Annotated in this window: 17 protein-coding genes; 2 read left to right on the top strand and 15 right to left on the bottom strand. The window is 72.9% G+C overall.

What is annotated here, in order from left to right:
• The first annotated feature begins 157 nt into the window (after nt 1–157).
• The gene (locus AB0912_RS29065) at nt 158–352 is read left to right on the top strand and encodes a hypothetical protein (RefSeq protein ID WP_366704954.1); all 195 of its coding nucleotides are present in this window, start codon (nt 158–160) and stop codon (nt 350–352) included.
• A 59-nt stretch (nt 353–411) separates the two neighbouring features.
• Here AB0912_RS29065 and AB0912_RS29060 read toward each other — a convergent pair whose 3' ends face one another.
• From AB0912_RS29060 to AB0912_RS29025, 8 genes are all read right to left on the bottom strand, one after another.
• The gene (locus tag AB0912_RS29060; protein WP_366704952.1) at nt 412–1,677 is read right to left on the bottom strand and encodes a phosphodiester glycosidase family protein; all 1,266 of its coding nucleotides are present in this window, start codon (nt 1,675–1,677) and stop codon (nt 412–414) included.
• 75 nt (nt 1,678–1,752) lie between these two features.
• Nucleotides 1,753–2,121, bottom strand: a complete 369-nt coding sequence (locus AB0912_RS29055) for a DUF779 domain-containing protein (RefSeq protein WP_366704950.1) — start codon at nt 2,119–2,121, stop codon at nt 1,753–1,755.
• Between the two features lie 257 nt (nt 2,122–2,378).
• On the bottom strand, nt 2,379–3,449 hold the full coding sequence (hypE, locus tag AB0912_RS29050) for a hydrogenase expression/formation protein HypE (RefSeq protein ID WP_366704948.1): 1,071 nt from the start codon (nt 3,447–3,449) through the stop codon (nt 2,379–2,381).
• On the bottom strand, nt 3,442–4,560 hold the full coding sequence (gene hypD, locus AB0912_RS29045) for a hydrogenase formation protein HypD (protein ID WP_366704946.1): 1,119 nt from the start codon (nt 4,558–4,560) through the stop codon (nt 3,442–3,444). The genes hypE and hypD overlap by 8 nt, the downstream gene beginning before the upstream one ends.
• Nucleotides 4,557–4,979, bottom strand: coding sequence for a HypC/HybG/HupF family hydrogenase formation chaperone (locus tag AB0912_RS29040; RefSeq protein ID WP_366704944.1), 423 nt, complete (start codon nt 4,977–4,979; stop codon nt 4,557–4,559). The genes hypD and AB0912_RS29040 overlap by 4 nt, the downstream gene beginning before the upstream one ends.
• A 13-nt stretch (nt 4,980–4,992) precedes the next feature.
• Nucleotides 4,993–7,458 (bottom strand): carbamoyltransferase HypF, encoded by a 2,466-nt coding sequence (gene hypF / locus AB0912_RS29035; protein ID WP_366704942.1) that lies wholly within the window; start codon nt 7,456–7,458, stop codon nt 4,993–4,995.
• Entirely contained in the window at nt 7,455–8,384 is a 930-nt protein-coding gene (gene hypB, locus AB0912_RS29030; protein ID WP_366704940.1) for a hydrogenase nickel incorporation protein HypB, read from the bottom strand. Before hypB ends, hypF begins: the two co-directional genes overlap by 4 nt.
• Nucleotides 8,368–8,805, bottom strand: coding sequence for a hydrogenase maturation nickel metallochaperone HypA (locus AB0912_RS29025; RefSeq protein WP_366704935.1), 438 nt, complete (start codon nt 8,803–8,805; stop codon nt 8,368–8,370). The genes hypB and AB0912_RS29025 overlap by 17 nt, the downstream gene beginning before the upstream one ends.
• Nucleotides 8,806–8,911: 106 nt before the next feature.
• Here AB0912_RS29025 and AB0912_RS29020 point away from each other — a divergent pair, with 106 nt between their 5' ends.
• Complete coding sequence (locus tag AB0912_RS29020) at nt 8,912–9,352, top strand: helix-turn-helix transcriptional regulator (RefSeq protein ID WP_366704933.1); 441 nt, start codon at nt 8,912–8,914, stop codon at nt 9,350–9,352.
• A 97-nt stretch (nt 9,353–9,449) separates the two neighbouring features.
• Here the strand turns inward: AB0912_RS29020 and AB0912_RS29015 are convergent, their stop codons facing one another.
• Genes AB0912_RS29015 through AB0912_RS28985 form a run of 7 tightly spaced genes read right to left on the bottom strand, consistent with a single transcriptional unit; the run spans nt 9,450 to nt 16,992 of the window.
• Nucleotides 9,450–10,175, bottom strand: a complete 726-nt coding sequence (locus tag AB0912_RS29015) for a hydrogenase maturation protease (RefSeq protein ID WP_366704931.1) — start codon at nt 10,173–10,175, stop codon at nt 9,450–9,452.
• Entirely contained in the window at nt 10,172–11,620 is a 1,449-nt protein-coding gene (locus tag AB0912_RS29010; protein WP_366704929.1) for a hypothetical protein, read from the bottom strand. The genes AB0912_RS29015 and AB0912_RS29010 overlap by 4 nt, the downstream gene beginning before the upstream one ends.
• Nucleotide 11,621: 1 nt before the next feature.
• Nucleotides 11,622–12,263: a DUF6084 family protein gene (locus tag AB0912_RS29005; protein WP_366704927.1), complete on the bottom strand. Its 642-nt coding sequence runs from the start codon at nt 12,261–12,263 to the stop codon at nt 11,622–11,624.
• Complete coding sequence (locus tag AB0912_RS29000) at nt 12,260–12,991, bottom strand: DUF5947 family protein (RefSeq protein WP_366704925.1); 732 nt, start codon at nt 12,989–12,991, stop codon at nt 12,260–12,262. The genes AB0912_RS29005 and AB0912_RS29000 overlap by 4 nt, the downstream gene beginning before the upstream one ends.
• Nucleotides 12,988–14,043, bottom strand: coding sequence for a NifU family protein (locus AB0912_RS28995; protein ID WP_366704923.1), 1,056 nt, complete (start codon nt 14,041–14,043; stop codon nt 12,988–12,990). The genes AB0912_RS29000 and AB0912_RS28995 overlap by 4 nt, the downstream gene beginning before the upstream one ends.
• A gap of 25 nt (nt 14,044–14,068) precedes the next feature.
• The gene (locus AB0912_RS28990) at nt 14,069–15,850 is read right to left on the bottom strand and encodes a nickel-dependent hydrogenase large subunit (RefSeq protein ID WP_366704921.1); all 1,782 of its coding nucleotides are present in this window, start codon (nt 15,848–15,850) and stop codon (nt 14,069–14,071) included.
• A gap of 50 nt (nt 15,851–15,900) precedes the next feature.
• Nucleotides 15,901–16,992, bottom strand: coding sequence for a hydrogenase expression protein HypE (locus tag AB0912_RS28985; protein WP_366704919.1), 1,092 nt, complete (start codon nt 16,990–16,992; stop codon nt 15,901–15,903).
• Between the last annotated feature and the right edge of the window lie 249 nt (nt 16,993–17,241).

Below are 17,241 nucleotides of genomic sequence, written 5' to 3'. Positions count from 1 at the left end.
CCCCGTCGTTCGGCCGGCAGGCAGGGGGGCGGGGATTTGACGACAGGGCCGAGGACACCACTCGTTCGGAGGACACGTCAGTCACCCGGACGAACTCCCCGCTGCGCCACACTTGCGGCCGAACGCCGCGAAGCGGACGTGGCGGAGGAGGGTGACGATGGCGATTTCCATCTCTGCGGTGCTGCTGCTCCTGGTGCTGGCGGTGATCTTCCTGCGCAGCGGGGGACTCAAGTTCTCCCACGCCCTGGTCTGCGCCCTGCTCGGCTTCCTGCTGGCCAGTACGAGCATGGCGCCGACCATCCACAGCGGACTCACCGCCACCGCGGACATCGTCGGCAGCCTCACGCCCTGACGCTCCGGGGCGCGCCCGGCCCGACGGGCCGCCCCGGAGGCAAGGGGAGTGACGGTGTGTCACGGACGGGAGAACACCCCGATGCCGTTCGGCACCGGGCGTTCGGCGCCGCCGGTCGGGTGGTTGAGGACGCCGACGGTCTCGGAGCCCGGCTGCCGGGCGACCATCGTGGTGGAGCCGCCGCCGTCCAGGGTGAAGGCGTCTTGCGAGCCCAACTCCCGCATCACGCCCGTCACTTCGGCGATGGTCAGCCCGCCGCGGAACTCCGGTGCGCCGTCCAGGGCGAGGAGCCGCAGCCGGTGCCCGTGGTCGGAGAGGCCCACCGCGGTCCGTACGGCCGAGACCGTGTCGTCCAGGCCCGGCAGCGGCACACCGCCGGTCATCATCGGATAGCCGCCGAGCGCGAAGCGGAACGGGACTCGGGACGACCTGGCCACCAGCCCGTGCCGCACGAGGACGCGCTCGCCGACGGACAGCTTCCGCAGCCGCTGGGCGCCCGCCTCCCGTCCCACCAGCACCGTCGTGCCCGCCGCGATGGCCCCACTGCCGGGGACATCGGCGACGGCGGTCACCCGCCCGCTGCGCACCGTCACCTCGTAGGTGTCGGTGCCGCACGGCGCGGCGCGGTCGGTGTCCGTACCGCAGGTGGCGCGCAGCCGGGAGACGGCGCCCCAGTCCGCGGTGAAGGCGCCGACGGAGCCGACCGGCAGCGCGTACTGGTTGAACCCGCCCAGCGGCCAGATGCCGTCCTCGCCGCGCACGGACCCGTCGAGGTCCAGGGCGTCCAGCCGGGCCGTGCGGTCGACGCCGACCCCGAACACGTCCTCGGTGTGCGTGCCGGGCGGCAGCGCCGGTCCGAAACGCTGGCCGTCCGGGACCGCGGCCTTGAGCGCGTGGCCGCCCGCGATCGCGGGCCCCACGGTCGCGCCCGTCGCCTCGACGCCCGGGTGCTGGGACTCCTCGATGTCGAAGAAGTCGCCGTTCACCCCCGCGACCGCGCCCCGGTCGGCGGCCAGCCGGGACACGGGCGCCCGCGCGGCCACGGTTCCCGGATACAGCAGGTCGACCCGCACCCGGGGATCGCGCAGGTCGACGGTCAGGACGTGGGCGCGCGCCACTCCCCTGGCGGCCGGGATGTCCAGTTCGCTGTACTCGACACCGGGCGCGATGGTGGTGGTCGCGGTGTCCCGCGCGCCGGTGCCCTGTGCGGCGGTGCCCTGCGCGCCGCTGGCCGGTGCCGCCCCGACGAGGGCGATACCGGCCAGCGCTCCGCATGCCGTGAAAACCGTCAGTGCCGATCTGAACCGTCCGTCGCGACGCGTCACGGTTCCCCCTGATGTCTCGTCAACCTTCCCAGGACTCAGGGGGATTGCACCAGAGGACGGTGCCCGGGCCGGTGGCTAGCCGCCGACGACCCGGGAACGGATCAGAAAACGCACTCCTTCGGGTGCTTCGAGGGAGAAGCCGCTGCCCCGGCCCGGCACCACGTCGACCGTGAGGCGCGTATGACTCCACAGCTCGTACTGGCTCTTCGACATCCAGAAGGTCACCGGCTCCTTGACGCCCTCAACCTCCAGCTCCGCGAGCAGGATGTCGGAGTCGCCGGTGCGGAACTCGCCCGCCGGGTAGCACATGGGCGCGCTGCCGTCACAGCAGCCGCCCGACTGGTGGAACATCAGCGGCCCGTGCAGGCCGTGCAGCCGCCGGAGCAGATCGGCGGCGGCCGGGGTCAGCTCCACTCGCGCGACGTCGTCCTTGTCGTCGTCCATCGGCACATCCCGTCAGCTACTCACGACTGCTTGCGGCTCCTCGCGGCTGTTTACGCGGCCCTCGCGCCCGCCGCCTCCTACGACTCCCACCGGGGCGCACCACGACTGATACGAGGGCGCCGATCAGCACACCACGCCCGACGTTGCGACGGGGTTGCAGGAGCCGGACACCCCGCCGGACACCGGCCAGGCATCAGAAGCCGGACACCGGCCGGGCATGAGGAGCCGGACACCGGCCGGGCATCAGGCGGGCGGGGTCAGCAGATGCGGGGCAGTTGCTCGCCGAGCGGCATGTCGACCACCCGGGTGCCGCCCAGTCCGGTGGCCGCGACGACCATGCCCGGATGCTCGGGCACACAGTGGCCGATCGCCACCGACTCCTTGCCCAGCGGATGCGCGCGCATCGCCGCGAGGACGGCGTCCGCGTGCTCGGCCGGCACGAACGCCACGAGCTTGCCCTCGTTGGCCACGTACAGCGGGTCGAGGCCGAGGAACGCGCAGGCGTTGGCGACCGTGTCCGGGATCGGCAGCGACCGCTCGTCGAGCGTGATGCCGACGCCCGCCGCCGCGGCGATCTCGTTCAGCGAGGTGGCGAGACCGCCCCGGGTGGGGTCGCGCAGCACATGGAGGTCGCGGCAGGCGGCCAGCATGTCCGTGACCAGCCCGGCCAGGGAGGCGGTGTCGCTCTGGATCTCCACCCCGAACTCCAGCCCCTCCCGGACGCTCATGATCGCCACGCCGTGCACCCCGATCGGCCCGCTGACCAGGACCACGTCACCGGGTGCCGCGCGCTGCGGGCGGATGTCGACGCCGTCCGGGATCAGCCCGATCCCGGCGGTGTTGATGAAGATGCCGTCGCCGTGCCCCGCGTCGACCACCTTGGTGTCGCCGGTCGCGACCACCACGCCGGCCGTGCGGGCGGCCTCGCCCAGGGCCTCGGCCACCCGGCCCACCACGGACAGCTCGATGCCCTCTTCGAGGATGAACCCGCAGGACAGATAGGCGGGCACCGCGCCCGCCATGGCCAGGTCGTTGACCGTGCCGTTCACCGCCAGGTCCCCGATGCTGCCGCCGGGGAAGAACAGCGGCCGTACGACGAAGGAGTCGGTGGAGAAGGCGAGCCGGGCGCCGCCCAGGTTCAGGTGCGCGGAGTCGCCCAGTTCGGCCAGCACGTCGCTGCCGAACGCGGGGGCGAACAGGTGCTCGACCAGTTCGGCGGAGAGGGTGCCGCCCCCGCCGTGTCCCATGACGATCCGGTCGTGGTCGCGCAGCGGCGCGGGACAGGTCCAGGACGAGAAGTCGACCGGAGCCGACGCGGAATCAGCCAACGGAACTCGCCTCCTTGTCCGGGGTCTCCAGCCGCCGGTAGAGGTAGTAGGCGGCACACGCGCCCTCGCTGGAGACCATGGTCGCGCCGAGCGGATTGCGCGGGGTGCACTCCTTGCCGAACGCGGCGCACTCGTGCGGCTTGATCAGCCCCTGGAGCACCTCGCCGCTGCGGCACACCGTCGACTCCCGCGTCTCGATGCCGGTCACCGAGAAGCGGTACTCGGCGTCGTAGTCGCGGTACTTGGGCGAGAGCCGCCAGCCGCTCGCCGGGATCACGCCGATCCCGCGCCAGGCCCGGTCGGTCACCTCGAACACGTCGGCCAGCATGGCCTTGGCCGCGGGACTGCCCTCGGCGGTCACCGCGCGCGGATAGGCGTTCTCCACGGTGTGCTCGCCCGCCTCCAACTGCCGTACCGCGCGCCGGATGCCCTCCAGGATGTCGAGCGGCTCGAAGCCGGTCACCACGATCGGCACCCGGTGCTCCTCGGCGAGTGCGGGATACTCCGCCACGCCCATCACCGTGCAGACATGGCCCGCCGCGAGGAAGCCCTGCACCCGGCAGTCCGGCGAGCGCATGATCGCGTCGATGGCCGGGGGCACCCGCACGTGCGAGACGAGCAGGCTGAAGTTGGGGATGCCGAGCTTCTTCGCCTGGTAGACGGTCATCGCGTTGGGCGGTGCCGTCGTCTCGAAGCCGATGCCGAAGAACACCACCTGCCGGTCGGGGTTCTCCTGGGCGATCTTCAGCGCGTCCAGCGGCGAGTAGACGACCCGGACGTCCGCGCCCTCGCTCTTGACCTTGAACAGATCGCGTCCGCTGCCGGGCACACGCAGCATGTCGCCGAACGAGCAGAAGATCACGTCGGGACGGGAGGCGATCTCCAGCGCCTTGTCGATGATCTCCAGCGGGGTCACGCAGACCGGGCAGCCCGGGCCGTGGATGAGCTGGATCTCCTCGGGCAGGAGCTGGTCGATGCCGTGCCGGATGATCGAGTGCGTCTGGCCGCCGCACACCTCCATGAGCGCCCAGGGCCGGGTGGTGATCGCCCTGATGTCGTCGAAGAGCCGCTTGGCGAGGACCGGGTCGCTGAACTCGTCCAGGTACTTCATGACAGCGCCTCCTTCCCGGTGCCGTTCACGGACTTCCCCGCGTCCTCCACGGGTGTCCCGGTGCCGTTCACGGACTTCCCCGCTTCCTCCACGGGCTTCCCGGTGCCGTCCACGGGCGGCGGTCCGGTTCCGGCGGGGCGTTCGGCCCCCGCGTCCCGGGCCGCCTTGCCCCAGGCGTCGCCGAACTCCTCCTCCAGCACCCCGAGGTTCTCGAACAGCTCCAGGGTCTGCTTCGCCGACTCCTCGTCCAGCCGTTGCAGGGCGAACCCGACGTGGACGATGGCGTAGTCCCCGACCCGCATGTCCGGCACGTACTCCAGACACACGTCCTTGACGACTCCGCCGAAGTCCACCTTGGCCATCCGCGTCGCGTCGCGTTCTTCGATCTCCAGCACTCGGCCGGGTACGGCCAGACACATGACGCGCTCCTCGCTAGTCCTGTGCTCGGGCGGCGACGATCAACTGCCCGAGGGCAAGACCGCCGTCGTTGGGGGGAACCCTGTGGTGCCTCAGTACGGTGAAGCCGTCCCGTTCGAGGACGGCGCCGCAGCCCTCGGAGAGCAGGGCGTTGCAGAACACCCCGCCGCTGAGGGCCACCGTGCGGATTCCGGTGCGGTCTCGTGCCACCGCGCACACCTCCTGGACCAGGGCGACCACCGCCCAGTGGAACCGGCGGGCCACCGGACCCGCCGTGACGCCGTCCCGGACGTCCGCCGCGGCGGCGGCCAGGACCGGCCCCGGATCGGCTACCAGGGCCGGCCCCGGATCGGCCTCCGGGGGCGTCGACCCGGTGTCCTCGCGGCGGCCCCGGGGCCCCTGGGAACCCTCCGGGCCCGCTTTCAGGATGAACCGGTAGGCGCCGTCCCGCTCGTCGTCGCCGAGCGGCCTGGACAGCTCGCCCGGCGGCCCGCTCAGATCGGCGAGCGCCGCGTTCTCCAGCTCCATCGCCGCCTGCGCCTCGTACTCGACCCGGTGGCAGACCCCGGCGAGCGAGGACACCGCGTCGAAGAGCCGGCCCATGCTGGAGGTGGGCACGCAGTTCAGCCCTCGTTCGAGCTGCCGTTCGAGCAGCCGCCGCTCCTCGGGAGTCGCGGCAGCCGCGCACGGCAGTTCCTCCGACCAGGGCAGACCCGCCGCCCGCAGATGGGACAGCGCCATCCGGTACGGGTTGCGGACCGCCGCGTCGCCGCCCGGCAGCGGCACGTAGTCCAGGTGCGCGAAGCGCCGGTATCCGTCGTAGTCGGCGAGCAGCACCTCACCGCCCCACACCGCGCCGTCGTCGCCGTACCCCGTCCCGTCGAAGGCCACGCCGATCACCGGCGCCGAGCCGTCCAGGCCGTGTTCCGCCATGCAGGAGGCGACATGGGCGTGATGGTGCTGCACCCGGCGCAGCGGCAGCCCGCGCGCCTCGGCGGCCCGCTGCGCCCAGCGGGTCGAGCGGTAGCCGGGATGCCGGTCGGCGACCAGCAGCCGGGGTGTGACGGCGGTGAGGTCCGTCAGATGTCCGGTGGCCCGCTCGAACGCGGTCAGGGTGGCGAGGTCGTCCATGTCCCCGACGTGCGCGGACAGCCAGGCGTAGCGGCCGTCCCCTGCGCAGAAGGTGTTCTTCAGGTCGCCGCCGACGGCCAGCGCGGGCAGTACCGGGACCGGCAGCGCGACCGGGAAGGGGGCGTAGCCGCGCGAGCGGCGCACCGGCAGTTCGGCGCCGGCGCAGATCCGGACCACCGAGTCGTCGCAGGGCACGTGGATCGGGCGGTCGTGCGCGAGCCAGGCGTCGGCCAGCCCCGCCAGCCTCGTCAGCGCCTCCTCGTCGTCGGTGACGATGGGCTCGCCCGAGCGGTTGCCGCTGGTCATGACCAGGACGGCGGGCCCCGCTGGATCGCCGGGCAGACCGAGCAGCAGCCGGTGCAGGGGGGTGTACGGGAGCATGAAGCCGAGGTCGGGGCTGCCGGGCGCGACCCCCGCGGCGAGCGCGTCGGCGGCGGCGTCCCGGCGCCGCAGCAGGACCACCGGTTTGCGCGGCCCGGTCAGCAGTTCCTCCTCCGCCGGGCCGAGCAGGGCGAGGCGCCGTACGGTCTCCGGGGAGTCGGCGAGCACCGCGAACGGCTTGCCGCCCCGGTTCTTGCGCTTGCGCAGGGCGCGCACGGCCGCCGGATCGCCCGCGTCGCACGCCAGGTGGTAGCCGCCGATCCCCTTGACCGCCACCACCGCACCCCCGGCCAGCAGCCGGCGCGCCTCGGCCAGTGCGTCGGCGTCGCGCAGCACGCCCGGATCGCCGGGATCACCCGCATCGCCGGACTCGCCGATCCCGGTGCGCAGCGTGAGCCGGGGGCCGCAGGCGGGGCAGGCGATCGGCTGGGCGTGGAAGCGCCGGTCGGCGGGATCGGCGTACTCCCGGGCGCAGTCCGCGCACATCGGGAAGCCCGCCATCGTGGTGCGGTCCCGGTCGTAGGGCAGCGACGTGACGATGGTGAAGCGGGGCCCGCAGTGCGTGCAGGTGATGAACGGGTGCCGGTAACGCCGGTCGTCGGGATCGGCAAGCTCGCGCAGGCAGGCGTCGCAGGTGGCGGTGTCGGGGGAGACCAGCGTGCGCCCCGGGCCGCCGGAGGAGGGGCGGATGGTGAACACCGGACCGTCGTTCTCCGGCGGCAGGGCACGCGCCTCGACGGACTCGACCACCGCCAGCGGCGGCGGCCGGGTCCGGAGGGCCGCGCAGAACCCGGCCACGGCGGCGGCCGGGCCCTCGACCTCGGCTTCGACGCCGCGCGCGTTGTTGGTGACCCAGCCGGACAGGCCGAACTCCTCGGCGAGGGTGTAGACGAAGGGCCGGAAGCCGACGCCCTGCACGACACCGGTGACGGTGACGTGCCGGCGCTCGCGCTCCGGGGGGCCTGTCACGGCACCTCCCCGCGTGGCGCGGCGGTTACGGGGGCGGCGGCTGCCTCGGCGGTGGCGGGGTCGGCCCCGTGGGGCGTCCCGTCGTGCCGGTGGCCGTCGGCGTGATGGTGGTCGGGGTCGTCGTGGGAGTGCGGCCCGGTCGCGTGGTCGGGGCTGTGACCGTGACCGTGGTCGTCGTGCGGGTGCGGGTGCGGGTGCGTCCCGTCCCCGTGGTCGTGGCTGTGCAGGTACCGCTCGTGGTCCCGGGCCAGGACGGGGACGTGGGATCGCGCGCCGTCGGCGGCGCTCAGGACGTGGGCCAGCAGGGCGTCCACCCCTTGCCCGGTGCGGGCCGAGGTCTCCAGGACCGGCACCCCGGGGTTGACCTGCTCGACTCCGGCCAGGAACGCCTCCCGGTCGAAACCGACGGCGTCCGCGATGTCCGTCTTGGTGATCACGACGAGCTGGGCGAGGCCGAAAGCCGTCGGGTACTTCACCGGCTTGTCCTCGCCCTCGGTGACCGACGCGAGCGCGATCCGCAGCGTCTCGCCGAGGTCGTAGGAGGCGGGGCAGACGAGATTGCCGACGTTCTCCACGAACAGCAGCCGGGTGCCCTCCGGCAGCCAGCCCTCCAGTTTCCCCTGGAGCATGCCCGCCTCCAGATGGCACAGCCCGTCGGTGAGGATCTGCCGCACCGGGGCACCCGACCGGGCCAGCCGGGTCGCGTCGTTCTCCGTCGCCAGGTCGGCGGTCACCGCGGCGGCCGGGACACCGCCCGCCACCGCGTGGGCCAGCAACTGTTCGAGCAGGGCCGTCTTGCCGCTGCCCGGACTGGAGAGCAGATTGACCGCCACCACGCCTCGGTCACCCAGATAGCCCCGCAGGGCGAGCGCGTTCTCGTCGTTCCTCGCCAGCACGGCCTGATGCAGATCAACGGTGCGGCACATGGCCCGCCTCCTCGTCGCGTGTCGGCGGCCCGGCCACGGCGGGCCGGGGCCCGTCCTGCGCGCCCCGCGTGCCCGGCGGCCCGTCGGCGAGCACCACCCGGACGATCTCCAGCTCCCGGCCGCCGAGCAGGGAGAGCGTCGCCCCGCAGGCGGCGCACCACAGCACCGGTGGCATCCCCGTCGGCGCCTCACGGCCGCAGCCCTCGCAGCGCCCCCGCCCCTCGACAGTCTCGATCAGCAGCCGGGCGCCCGCCAGCGAGGTGCCCTCCGTCGCCAGCGCGAACGCGAAGTCCAGCGCCTCGGGCACCACCCCGGCCAGCTCACCGATCCGCAGGGTCAGGGACTCCACCCGGCGCCCCTGACCGCCGACGGCCTCCTCGACCTGTTCGACGACCGCCACGGCGATGGACAGCTCATGCACGTCGCTCACCTCCCGTGGCCGCCGCCCCGGCCGGGGTCGCTCTGCGGTGACCCCGGGTCGCGCTCCGGTGGGTGGTGCGCGGACGACTGGCTAGTCTGAGAAGACGATGACTGGCCACGAGGTCGAGCGACGCGCGCTGCTGACCCCGGTGCTGCTCCTGCTGCTGGCCGAACGACAGGGCCACGGCTACGAGCTCGTTCAGCGCCTGGGCGCCTTCGGCTGCGCGGACGCGGACCCGGCCCACGTGTACCGGCTGCTGCGGGGCATGGAGAGCGGCGGCGAGGTCACCTCGCACTGGCACGCCTCGGAGAGCGGCCCCGCCCGCCGGGTCTACGCCATCACCCAGCAGGGCGCCATGAACCTCGCCCTGTGGTTCGTCCGGCTCGGCGACCTGCACGGCACACTGCACCTGTTCCTGGAGCGGTACGTGCAGCTCGACGGGGTCGCCGGACGTCCCGGCCGTGAGGGCGGGGGCCCGGGTGCCGCCGAGGGTGGTTCGCCCGATCACGCGCGCACGCCGGATCACATGCGCCGCATGCGCAAGTAGCGGCGGATGTCGGACAGGTTCCTGGCGAGCCCGTAGGCCACCACGAGTCCGGCGGCCACGCCGACCCATGTCCATTCCATGCCTGCCTCCATCGTCCTCAGCTCCTCTGCGGTACGGCGCTGTCGCGGCGCACCAGGTCCAGTACCAGGCCGGCGGCGGCGTCCACGGCCGCGGCGACCGGCGGTGTCAGGCCCATGCCCTCGTCCGTCGCGCCGGGTTCGCAGCCGATGACGTACACCTCGCCGGGCAGTGTGCCGCCCGCGCCGGCGTGCAGGTCGTGCAGCAGCGCCAGCACGGTCGCGGGGTCCATGGCGTGGGTGTCCAGGGGGCCCGGGGCGGGCCGCTCCGTGGGGGGCGCGGGGCCGACGTCGATCGTGTAGAGCGTGCCCGGCGGGCCGCCCCGGGCGACGGCGTCCACCAGGACGAGGGTGCGATAGCCCTCCAGCAGCCGGTAGGCGAGGTGCACCCCTCGGATGCCGGCGTCCATCAGCTCGACGCCGGGCGGCAGTTCGGGGGTCCGGACGGCGAGCCGCCGCAGGGTTTCCACGCCGAACCCGTCGTCCTGGAGGAACACGTTGCCGACCCCGGCCACGAGCACCCGCCCGTCGCCGTCGGGCTCGGCGGGACCGGACGGCGCGGAGCCCACGGGGGCCGTGTGTCCGGGTGCGGTGCCGTCCGGGCCGGTGCGTTCGCGGCCGGTGCCGTCCGGGCCGGTGCGGTCGCGGCCGGTACGTTCTGGGCCGGTGCCGTCGGGGCCGGTGCGTTCTGGGCCGGTGCGTTCGGGGCCGGTACGTTCTGGGCCGGTGCGTTCGGGGCCGGTCATGGCGCGGCCTCCTTCCCGTCCTGTAGCCGCTCCCCGAGCGGCGCCACCTCGTCCGGCTTGAAGTAGAGGAAGCGGCCCTGGGCGCGCCGCAGGTCGGTCCCCGGGTCGTCGTCCAGGACGACCGCGAGGTGGGTCTCGCCGTCGAGGTCCCCGACCACGGCCTCGACGGTGGCGTGCCGGCCGACGAGGAAGGAGTCCTGGGCGTCGGAGCGCCGGGCGCCCGGGGTGAGCCGCACCCGGCTGCCCGCCCGTACCGTGGCGCCGTCGATCACCACACCGGCCGGCACTTCGGGACCCTCGGGGTCGAGCGCGGGGTCCCACCAGGGCCGGCCGGGGCCCTCCGGCAGGCTCAGCCCGCTCTGCGGACCGGCCGGTGCCTCGCCCGGGACACCCTCTCCGGTGATGTCGCGCAGCCCGCGGATCGCCCCGTGCAGCCGTTCCCGGACGGCCTCCGGCATCTCGTCGACGAGGTCGATGACCTCCGCGGCGCGCGGGTCGGTGCCCCGGGCCTCGCGCTTCTCCCGCTCGGTGAGCGCGGCCGTGCGCAGCGAGAGGATCTCGTCGATCTCGGTGGCGTCGTAGAGCGGGCCTGGGCTCTCGGCGGCGACGGCCGGGTGGTCCTCCAGGATGATCGGCGAGGACAGCATGACGTCCTCGGTGCCGGGCGGGCCCGCGAGCACCGGCCAGGTGTGGTCGTTCGAGCAGGCCGCCGCGAGCGGCCGGGCCCACTCGGGCGGGTCGGTCAGCGACAGGAACCGGCCGCCGGGCACACCGAGGAGCAGATGGGTGCCGATCATGGCGTGGGCGAGGGCCGTCTCCCGGCCGGTCCCGGCGTCCTCCTCGACGGCGGTGGTGTTGTGCACGCCCACCGTCAGTCGCAGCACCCGGTAGGGGCCGGGCAACTCCTCGATGCCGGGCCGCAGTTCACCGGTCAGCCGCTGGCGGCGCCGGACGAGCCGGCCCACCGTCCGGCCTTCGGCGTCGGTCACCGGCTCGTGCTCGACGGCGGCCGGCAGCTCGAACCGCACCGCGTGCGACGCCGCCTGATCGCCCGTCAGCTCCGCGAACGTCTCGTGCACGAGGACGCGCTCCTCGTGCCCCTCGTCCCAGGGCACCAGCACCCGGTCGGGCAGCTCCAGTTCGGGCACCTCCGTGTAGCCGCCGTCCGCGTCGAGCCGCTCGACGGTGCGCCGGCGGATGTGCAGGAAGCGCAGTTCGGCGTGGAGCCGGTCGGCGGCGCGCGGCTCCAGCAGGCACTCCGTGCGCTGCACGGCGTGCTCCCCGGTGGTGGCGGTCCAGGCAGGCGGCACCAACACGCCGAACTGCCAGCGCAGTTGGTTCTTCGCGGCCGAGGCGCGGTACGGATACAGGACGTACCCCTCGAACAGCACCGCGTCCGCGACCGCGCGGGCCTGCTCGAAGCCGTCCTCCAGAGGGTTGCTCATCTCACTGCGCCCCCTTCGCCTCGGTGCTCGCGAGGAGTTCCTCGAAGACCCGCTCCCAGGACGGCAGCGCGCGCGAGGAGCGGTAGCGGCGCAGGGCGTCCAGCACGTCCAGCCGGACGCGCAGCCAGGCCGAGTTGGGGAAGTACTGCTCGATCATGTTCCGCCACACGTCCACCGGCATCCGGTACGCGATCTCCTTGTGCCAGGGCACCGGCTCGGCCCGGAAACCGTCCCGGCCGGTGAACACCGTGCCGGAGAAGAGCAGCAGCAGCGGGATCTCGCCCCGGGACAACGCCCGGAAGTACGAGGCCGAGGCCACCTCGGTGTCGTAGGTGCAGGGCACCGGGAGATCCACCTCGGTCGCGCCGGTGAATCCCGGCACGGTGATGGAGGCGTGCGCGAACTGGAGCGGCTTGAGCGTGCTGCTCCAGCGCTCCGGCTCACCGAACAGGTCGCCCAGCATGCCGACTTCGTCCGGGTCGTACGCGCGTCCCGCGGGCTCGATCCGGATCTGGCAGCGCAGCGCGACGGCGTGCACGGGCTGGTGGTCGGCCTCCTCGATGCGCAGCCCGAACAGCAGCGTGGGCCCGGCGCCGAAGGGTTCGGGGCGCACACCGGTGCAGGTGAAGCGGAGATCGGTCACGGGGCGCCTCCGGGGTGCGTGGCCGTGCTCCCGGAGCCCGGCCCCTTGCCGGCTGTCCCCGTGCCGGCTGTCCCCGTGCCGCCGGGAGCCGGGCGGCCCGTCTCCGGGCTCTGGTCGGGTTCCAGTGGCCGGGCCGCCGCCGTGATCCGCTCGAAGAACTCCGCGATGTCCGCGCGGGCCTCCGCTCCGCCGTCGAAGCCCTTCCAGTGCAGCCGCATCCGTCCGACGAGTTCGTAGCAGACGTCCACCGGGACGAGTGTGCAGGTCACCGGGGTGCCGGGTTCGTGGTGCAACAGCAGGGCCTCCACGTCCGGTTCGAGGAGAGCGGCGAGCCGGCCGCGGCCGAGGACGGTGTCCCAGGTCCGCGGGTCGAGTTCGCTCTCGGTGGCGCCGGCCGGACTCGGGTAGAAGGCCGCGAGCCGGTCGAGGTCGGAGTTGCGGAAGAAGAACGCCAGCGCGACGGGGATCTGCAGCCGGTTCCAGTCCGCCTCGGCCAGCTCGAACCCGGGATCGGTGAGATACCGGCCGGGCACCGCCCGGAAGCGGCCCTGTCCCGCGCCCGGCCGGGTGAACAGCAGATGGCAGGGCGGGCAGGCGCACTTCAGGGACCGCCGGGCGGTGTCGACGAGGTGCCGGTGCTCGGCCGGCAGCGGCTCGCCGCACAGGTCGCAGCGTTCCCCCACCGGAGGCGGCCGGCGGGTGAACTGCCTGAGCACGTCGGTGGTCACGGTCCCGCCCCCAGCAGCTCGCCGGGCAGCGCCACCCGTACCTCGCCGTTCTCCTCCAGCAGCGGGACGGGCTCCAGATGGGCCCGGTCGCCCCGGCCCGCCCGGTGCACGTCGAAGACGGCGGCGCACTCCGCGCAGCGCAGCAGCTCACCGTCGAGCGCCGCGGCAGCGAGGCTCGCCGCGCACACCGGACAACGGTCGCGGTAGGCGTACCAACGGCCCGGCAGCCGGACGAGGAGCAGGGCGCGTCCGGACACCTCGGTGACGCCGGTGGTGTGTTCGCCGACGGGCAGTGTGCCGGGGCCGAGGGTGTACCAGCGGGCCGGGTCCTCCGCGTGCTCGGGACCGGCCGTCCCGACCGGTGCACCCGCCGTGCCCGCCGTGCCCGCCGTGATCGCCGTGCCCGCCGTACCCGGTGCGCCCACCGTGCCCGCCGTACCCGGTGCGCCCGCCGTGCCCGGTGCACCCGCCGTACCCGCCGCGCTCGCTGTGCCGTCCGGCCCCGGTGCGTCGTCCGGGCGGTGCGGGAGGATCTGGAGCAGGGCCGGCCGCGGCTCCTCGGCGGCCACTCCCTCGACCTCGATGTGCGCCACCTCCGGGGCGAGCCGGGCGACCGCCTCCTCGATGGTCCAGCGGACGGTCTGGGTGGAGGAAGGACAGCCGTCGCAACTGCCGCGCAGCCGCAGCCGCAGCGTCGGACCGTCCTCGGCCGCCAGGTCGAGCCCGGCGACCTCGACGTCGCCCGCGTGCGAGCCGAGATAGGGCCGGACCTTGTCGAGCGCCCGGCCCACCCGGGCCGCGGTGTCCTCCGGATGCAGGTCGTGCAGGATCAGCAGATCGCTGACCAGTTCGTCGGCGGTGAGGACGGCCAGCGGGTCGGCGCCCCGGGGCGCGGCGCCCAGCAGCCGTACCGCCCGCTCCAGGCCCTCGCCGTAGAACTCGACCAGGGAGCGCACCAGTTCGTCCGCGGTGTCGCGCGCCTCCGGCCCCGCCCGCTGCGCCAGCTCGTCGAGCAGCGCCTCGATCCGCTCGCCCGTCTCCTGTCCGGCCATCGGCAAGCACCTCTCCTGAGGAAGGTCAGACCGCCAGTCCGCTCAGCCCGGTCGGCATGTGCGTCTCCTCGACGGTCCGCCCGCCGCCGACGTACATGTGCACGCCGCACGGCAGACACGGGTCGAAGCTGCGCACGGCCCGCATGATGTCGATGCCCTTGAAGGTCTCCGGCGGGTTCTCCTCGAAGATGGGCGTGTTCTGCACCGCGTCCTCGTACGGTCCCGGTGTGCCGTAGCTGTCGCGCACGCTGCCGTTCCACGGCGTCGGCGGATACGGGTGGTAGTTGGCGATCTTGCCGTCCCTGATCACCATGTGGTGGGACAGCACGCCCCGTACGGCCTCGGTGAAGCCGCAGCCGATCGACTCGTCCGGCACGTCGAACTTCTCCCAGGTCTGGGTGCGTCCGGCGCGGATCTCCTCCATCGCCCGCTCCGCGAAGTAGAGCGCGGCGGCGGCCGCGTACGCCTGGAAGTAGGTGCGGGCCCGGTTGCGTTCGAGCGCGTTGCTCCACTGCGGGATTCGCCACTCCAGAGCCATCTCCGGCTTGGTCATCGTGCGCGGCAGGTTGATCTGGACGCTGTGCCCGGTCGCCTTCACGTAGCCGGTGTCCACCAGCCCGGACAGCGCCGTCGACCACAGCCGGGCGATCGGGCCGCCCCCGGTGTCCAGCGCGAGATAGTCCTTGCCGTCGAACCAGCGCGGTGACATCACCCAGCTGTACTTGTCCTCGAAGTCGCGCTTCTGCGGCGCCGGGATCGTGTGCTGGTTCCACGGGTGCCGCTCGTCGACGGGGTTGCCCAGCGGGTCGCGTTCGACGAACTTCCCCATGTCGGCCCAGTCCTCGTAGTACGAGCTGCCGAGCAGGATGCGGATGCCGAGGTTGATGTCCACCAGGCTGTTGGTGACGAGTTTGCCGTCCACCACGACCCCGGGGGTGACGAACATCCGCCGGCCCCAGTCCTCCATGTGCGCGTACTGGAAGTCGCAGTACTCCGGGTCGTTGAGCGCGCCCCAGCAGCCGAGCAGCACCCGGCGCCTGCCGACCTCCTCGTAGCCCGGCAGCGCCTCGTAGAAGAAGTCGAAGAGGTCGTCGTGGAGCGGGACGACTCGCTTCATGAACTCCACGTAGCGGGTGAGCCGGGTCAGGTAGTCGGTGAAGAGCTGGATGGTCGCGACCGTGCCGACGCCGCCCGGGTAGAGCGTGGAGGGGTGCACATGGCGGCCCTCCATCAGACAGAACATCTCCCGTGTGTAGCGGCTGACTTGGAGCGCCTCACGGTAGAACTCGCCCTCCAGCGGGTTGAGCGAGCGCATGATGTCGGCGATCGTGCGGTAGCCGTGGTCGGCGGCGTGCGGGGCCTCGGTGCGCTCGGCTAGTTCCAGCACGCCCGGGTTGGTCTCGCGGACCATCCGCTCGCAGTAGTCCACCCCGACCAGGTTCTCCTGGAAGATGTTGTGGTCGAACATGTACTCCGCGGCCTCGCCGAGGTTGATGATCCACTCGCCGAGGGCCGGGGGCGCCACCCCGTAGGCCATGTTCTGCGCGTACACCGAGCAGGTCGCGTGGTTGTCGCCGCAGATCCCGCAGATCCTGCTGGTGATGAAGTGCGCGTCGCGCGGGTCCTTACCGCGCATGAACACGCTGTACCCGCGGAAGACGGACGAGGTGCTGTAGCACTCCGCGACCCGCTTGGCCTTGAAGTCGATCTTGGTGTGGATGCCGAGACTGCCCACGATCCGGGTGATCGGATCCCACGACATCTCCGTGAGGCCGTCACCGGCCGGCTTGTTCGTCGCCGTCGCCATGGTGCCGCGCCGCCTTCCTGTCGGATGTCCTGCTCAGCGGATGACCGTGGTCACCACGGGGCCTTGTAGCCGGTCGTGAGCTTCTCGCCCTTGCCGCGCCACTTGGGTTCCTTCTCGACGGTCTTCTCGGTGATGTGCCGCAGCCGCCGCACGACCGAGCCGTAGATACCGCTCGCCGTCGCGGACACATGGCCGCCCGGCGGTTCGTCCATGAACGGCATGAACTTGTCGGGGAAGCCCGGCATCGTGCAGGCGATGCAGATCCCGCCGACGTTCGGACAGCCGCCCACCCCGTTGATCCAGCCACGCTTGGGCACGTTGCACTTGACCACCGGCCCCCAGCAGCCCAGCTTGACCAGGCACTCGGGGGACCCGTACTCGGTGGCGAACTGGCCCTGCTCGTAGTACCCGGCCCGGTCGCAGCCCTCGTGCACGGTGGCGCCGAACAGCCAGGTCGGCCGAAGTTCCTCGTCCAGCGGGATCATGGGCGCCGCGCCCGCCGCCTGGTAGAGCAGATACAGCAGTGTCTCCGAGGCGTTGTCCGGGTGCACGGGGCAGCCCGGGATGCAGACGATCGGGATGCCCGCCTTCGACTTCCACTCCCAGCCCAGATAGTCCGGCACGCCCATCGCCCCAGTCGGGTTGCCGGCCATCGCGTGAATCCCGCCGTACGTCGCACACGTCCCGATCGCCACCACGGCGAGCGCCTTCGGGGTGAGCCGGTCCAGCCACTCGCTGGTGGTGATCGGCTGGCCCGTCTCCGGATCGTCCCCGAAACCGCACCAGTAGCCCTCGGGCTTGACCCGTTCGTTCGGGATGGACCCCTCGACGACCAGCACGAAGGGCTCCAGCTCGCCGCGGTCGGCCTTGAAGAACCATTCGACGAAATTGTCGGCGCCCTCGACGGGCCCGCACTCGAAGTCGATCAGGGGCCAGTGCACCGCCACCTTGGGCAGTCCCGGCAGGGCGCCGAGCGCCAGTTCCTCGATGCTCGGCTGGGTCGCGGCGGTCAGCGACACCGAGTCCCCGTCGCAGCTCAGCCCCGCGTTGATCCAGAGAATGTGAACGGTCGGATCGGTCGCGTCGTCGTGCGGGTCGTCCTGCGCGACCTGGTCGGCCGTCGTCGCGGTCGGGGCGTCCATGAGCCCTCCAGGGATATCAGCTCAATCCAGCCAGAAATGGCCAAACTGCCTCTCCCATGGTGGCCGGACCGGGGCCCGCAGGTAAGTGCGAACGGGCCCTATCGCCTGCCCGCACTGCCCGGCATGGCCTGCCCGCACCGCCGAGGTCGCCTGCCCGCCACGCCCGGCGTCGGCCGCCTCCATCCCCGGCGTCGTCTGCCTCCACGCCCGGCACGGGCTGCCCGCGCCGCCCGGTGCGCCCCCGCCGCC

This window comes from Streptomyces sp. NPDC007084 (genome assembly GCF_040703595.1).
GTDB lineage: Bacteria > Actinomycetota > Actinomycetes > Streptomycetales > Streptomycetaceae > Streptomyces.
The sequence above is the reverse complement of the archived record's forward strand: the minus strand, read 5'-3'. Positions and strand labels throughout refer to the sequence as shown.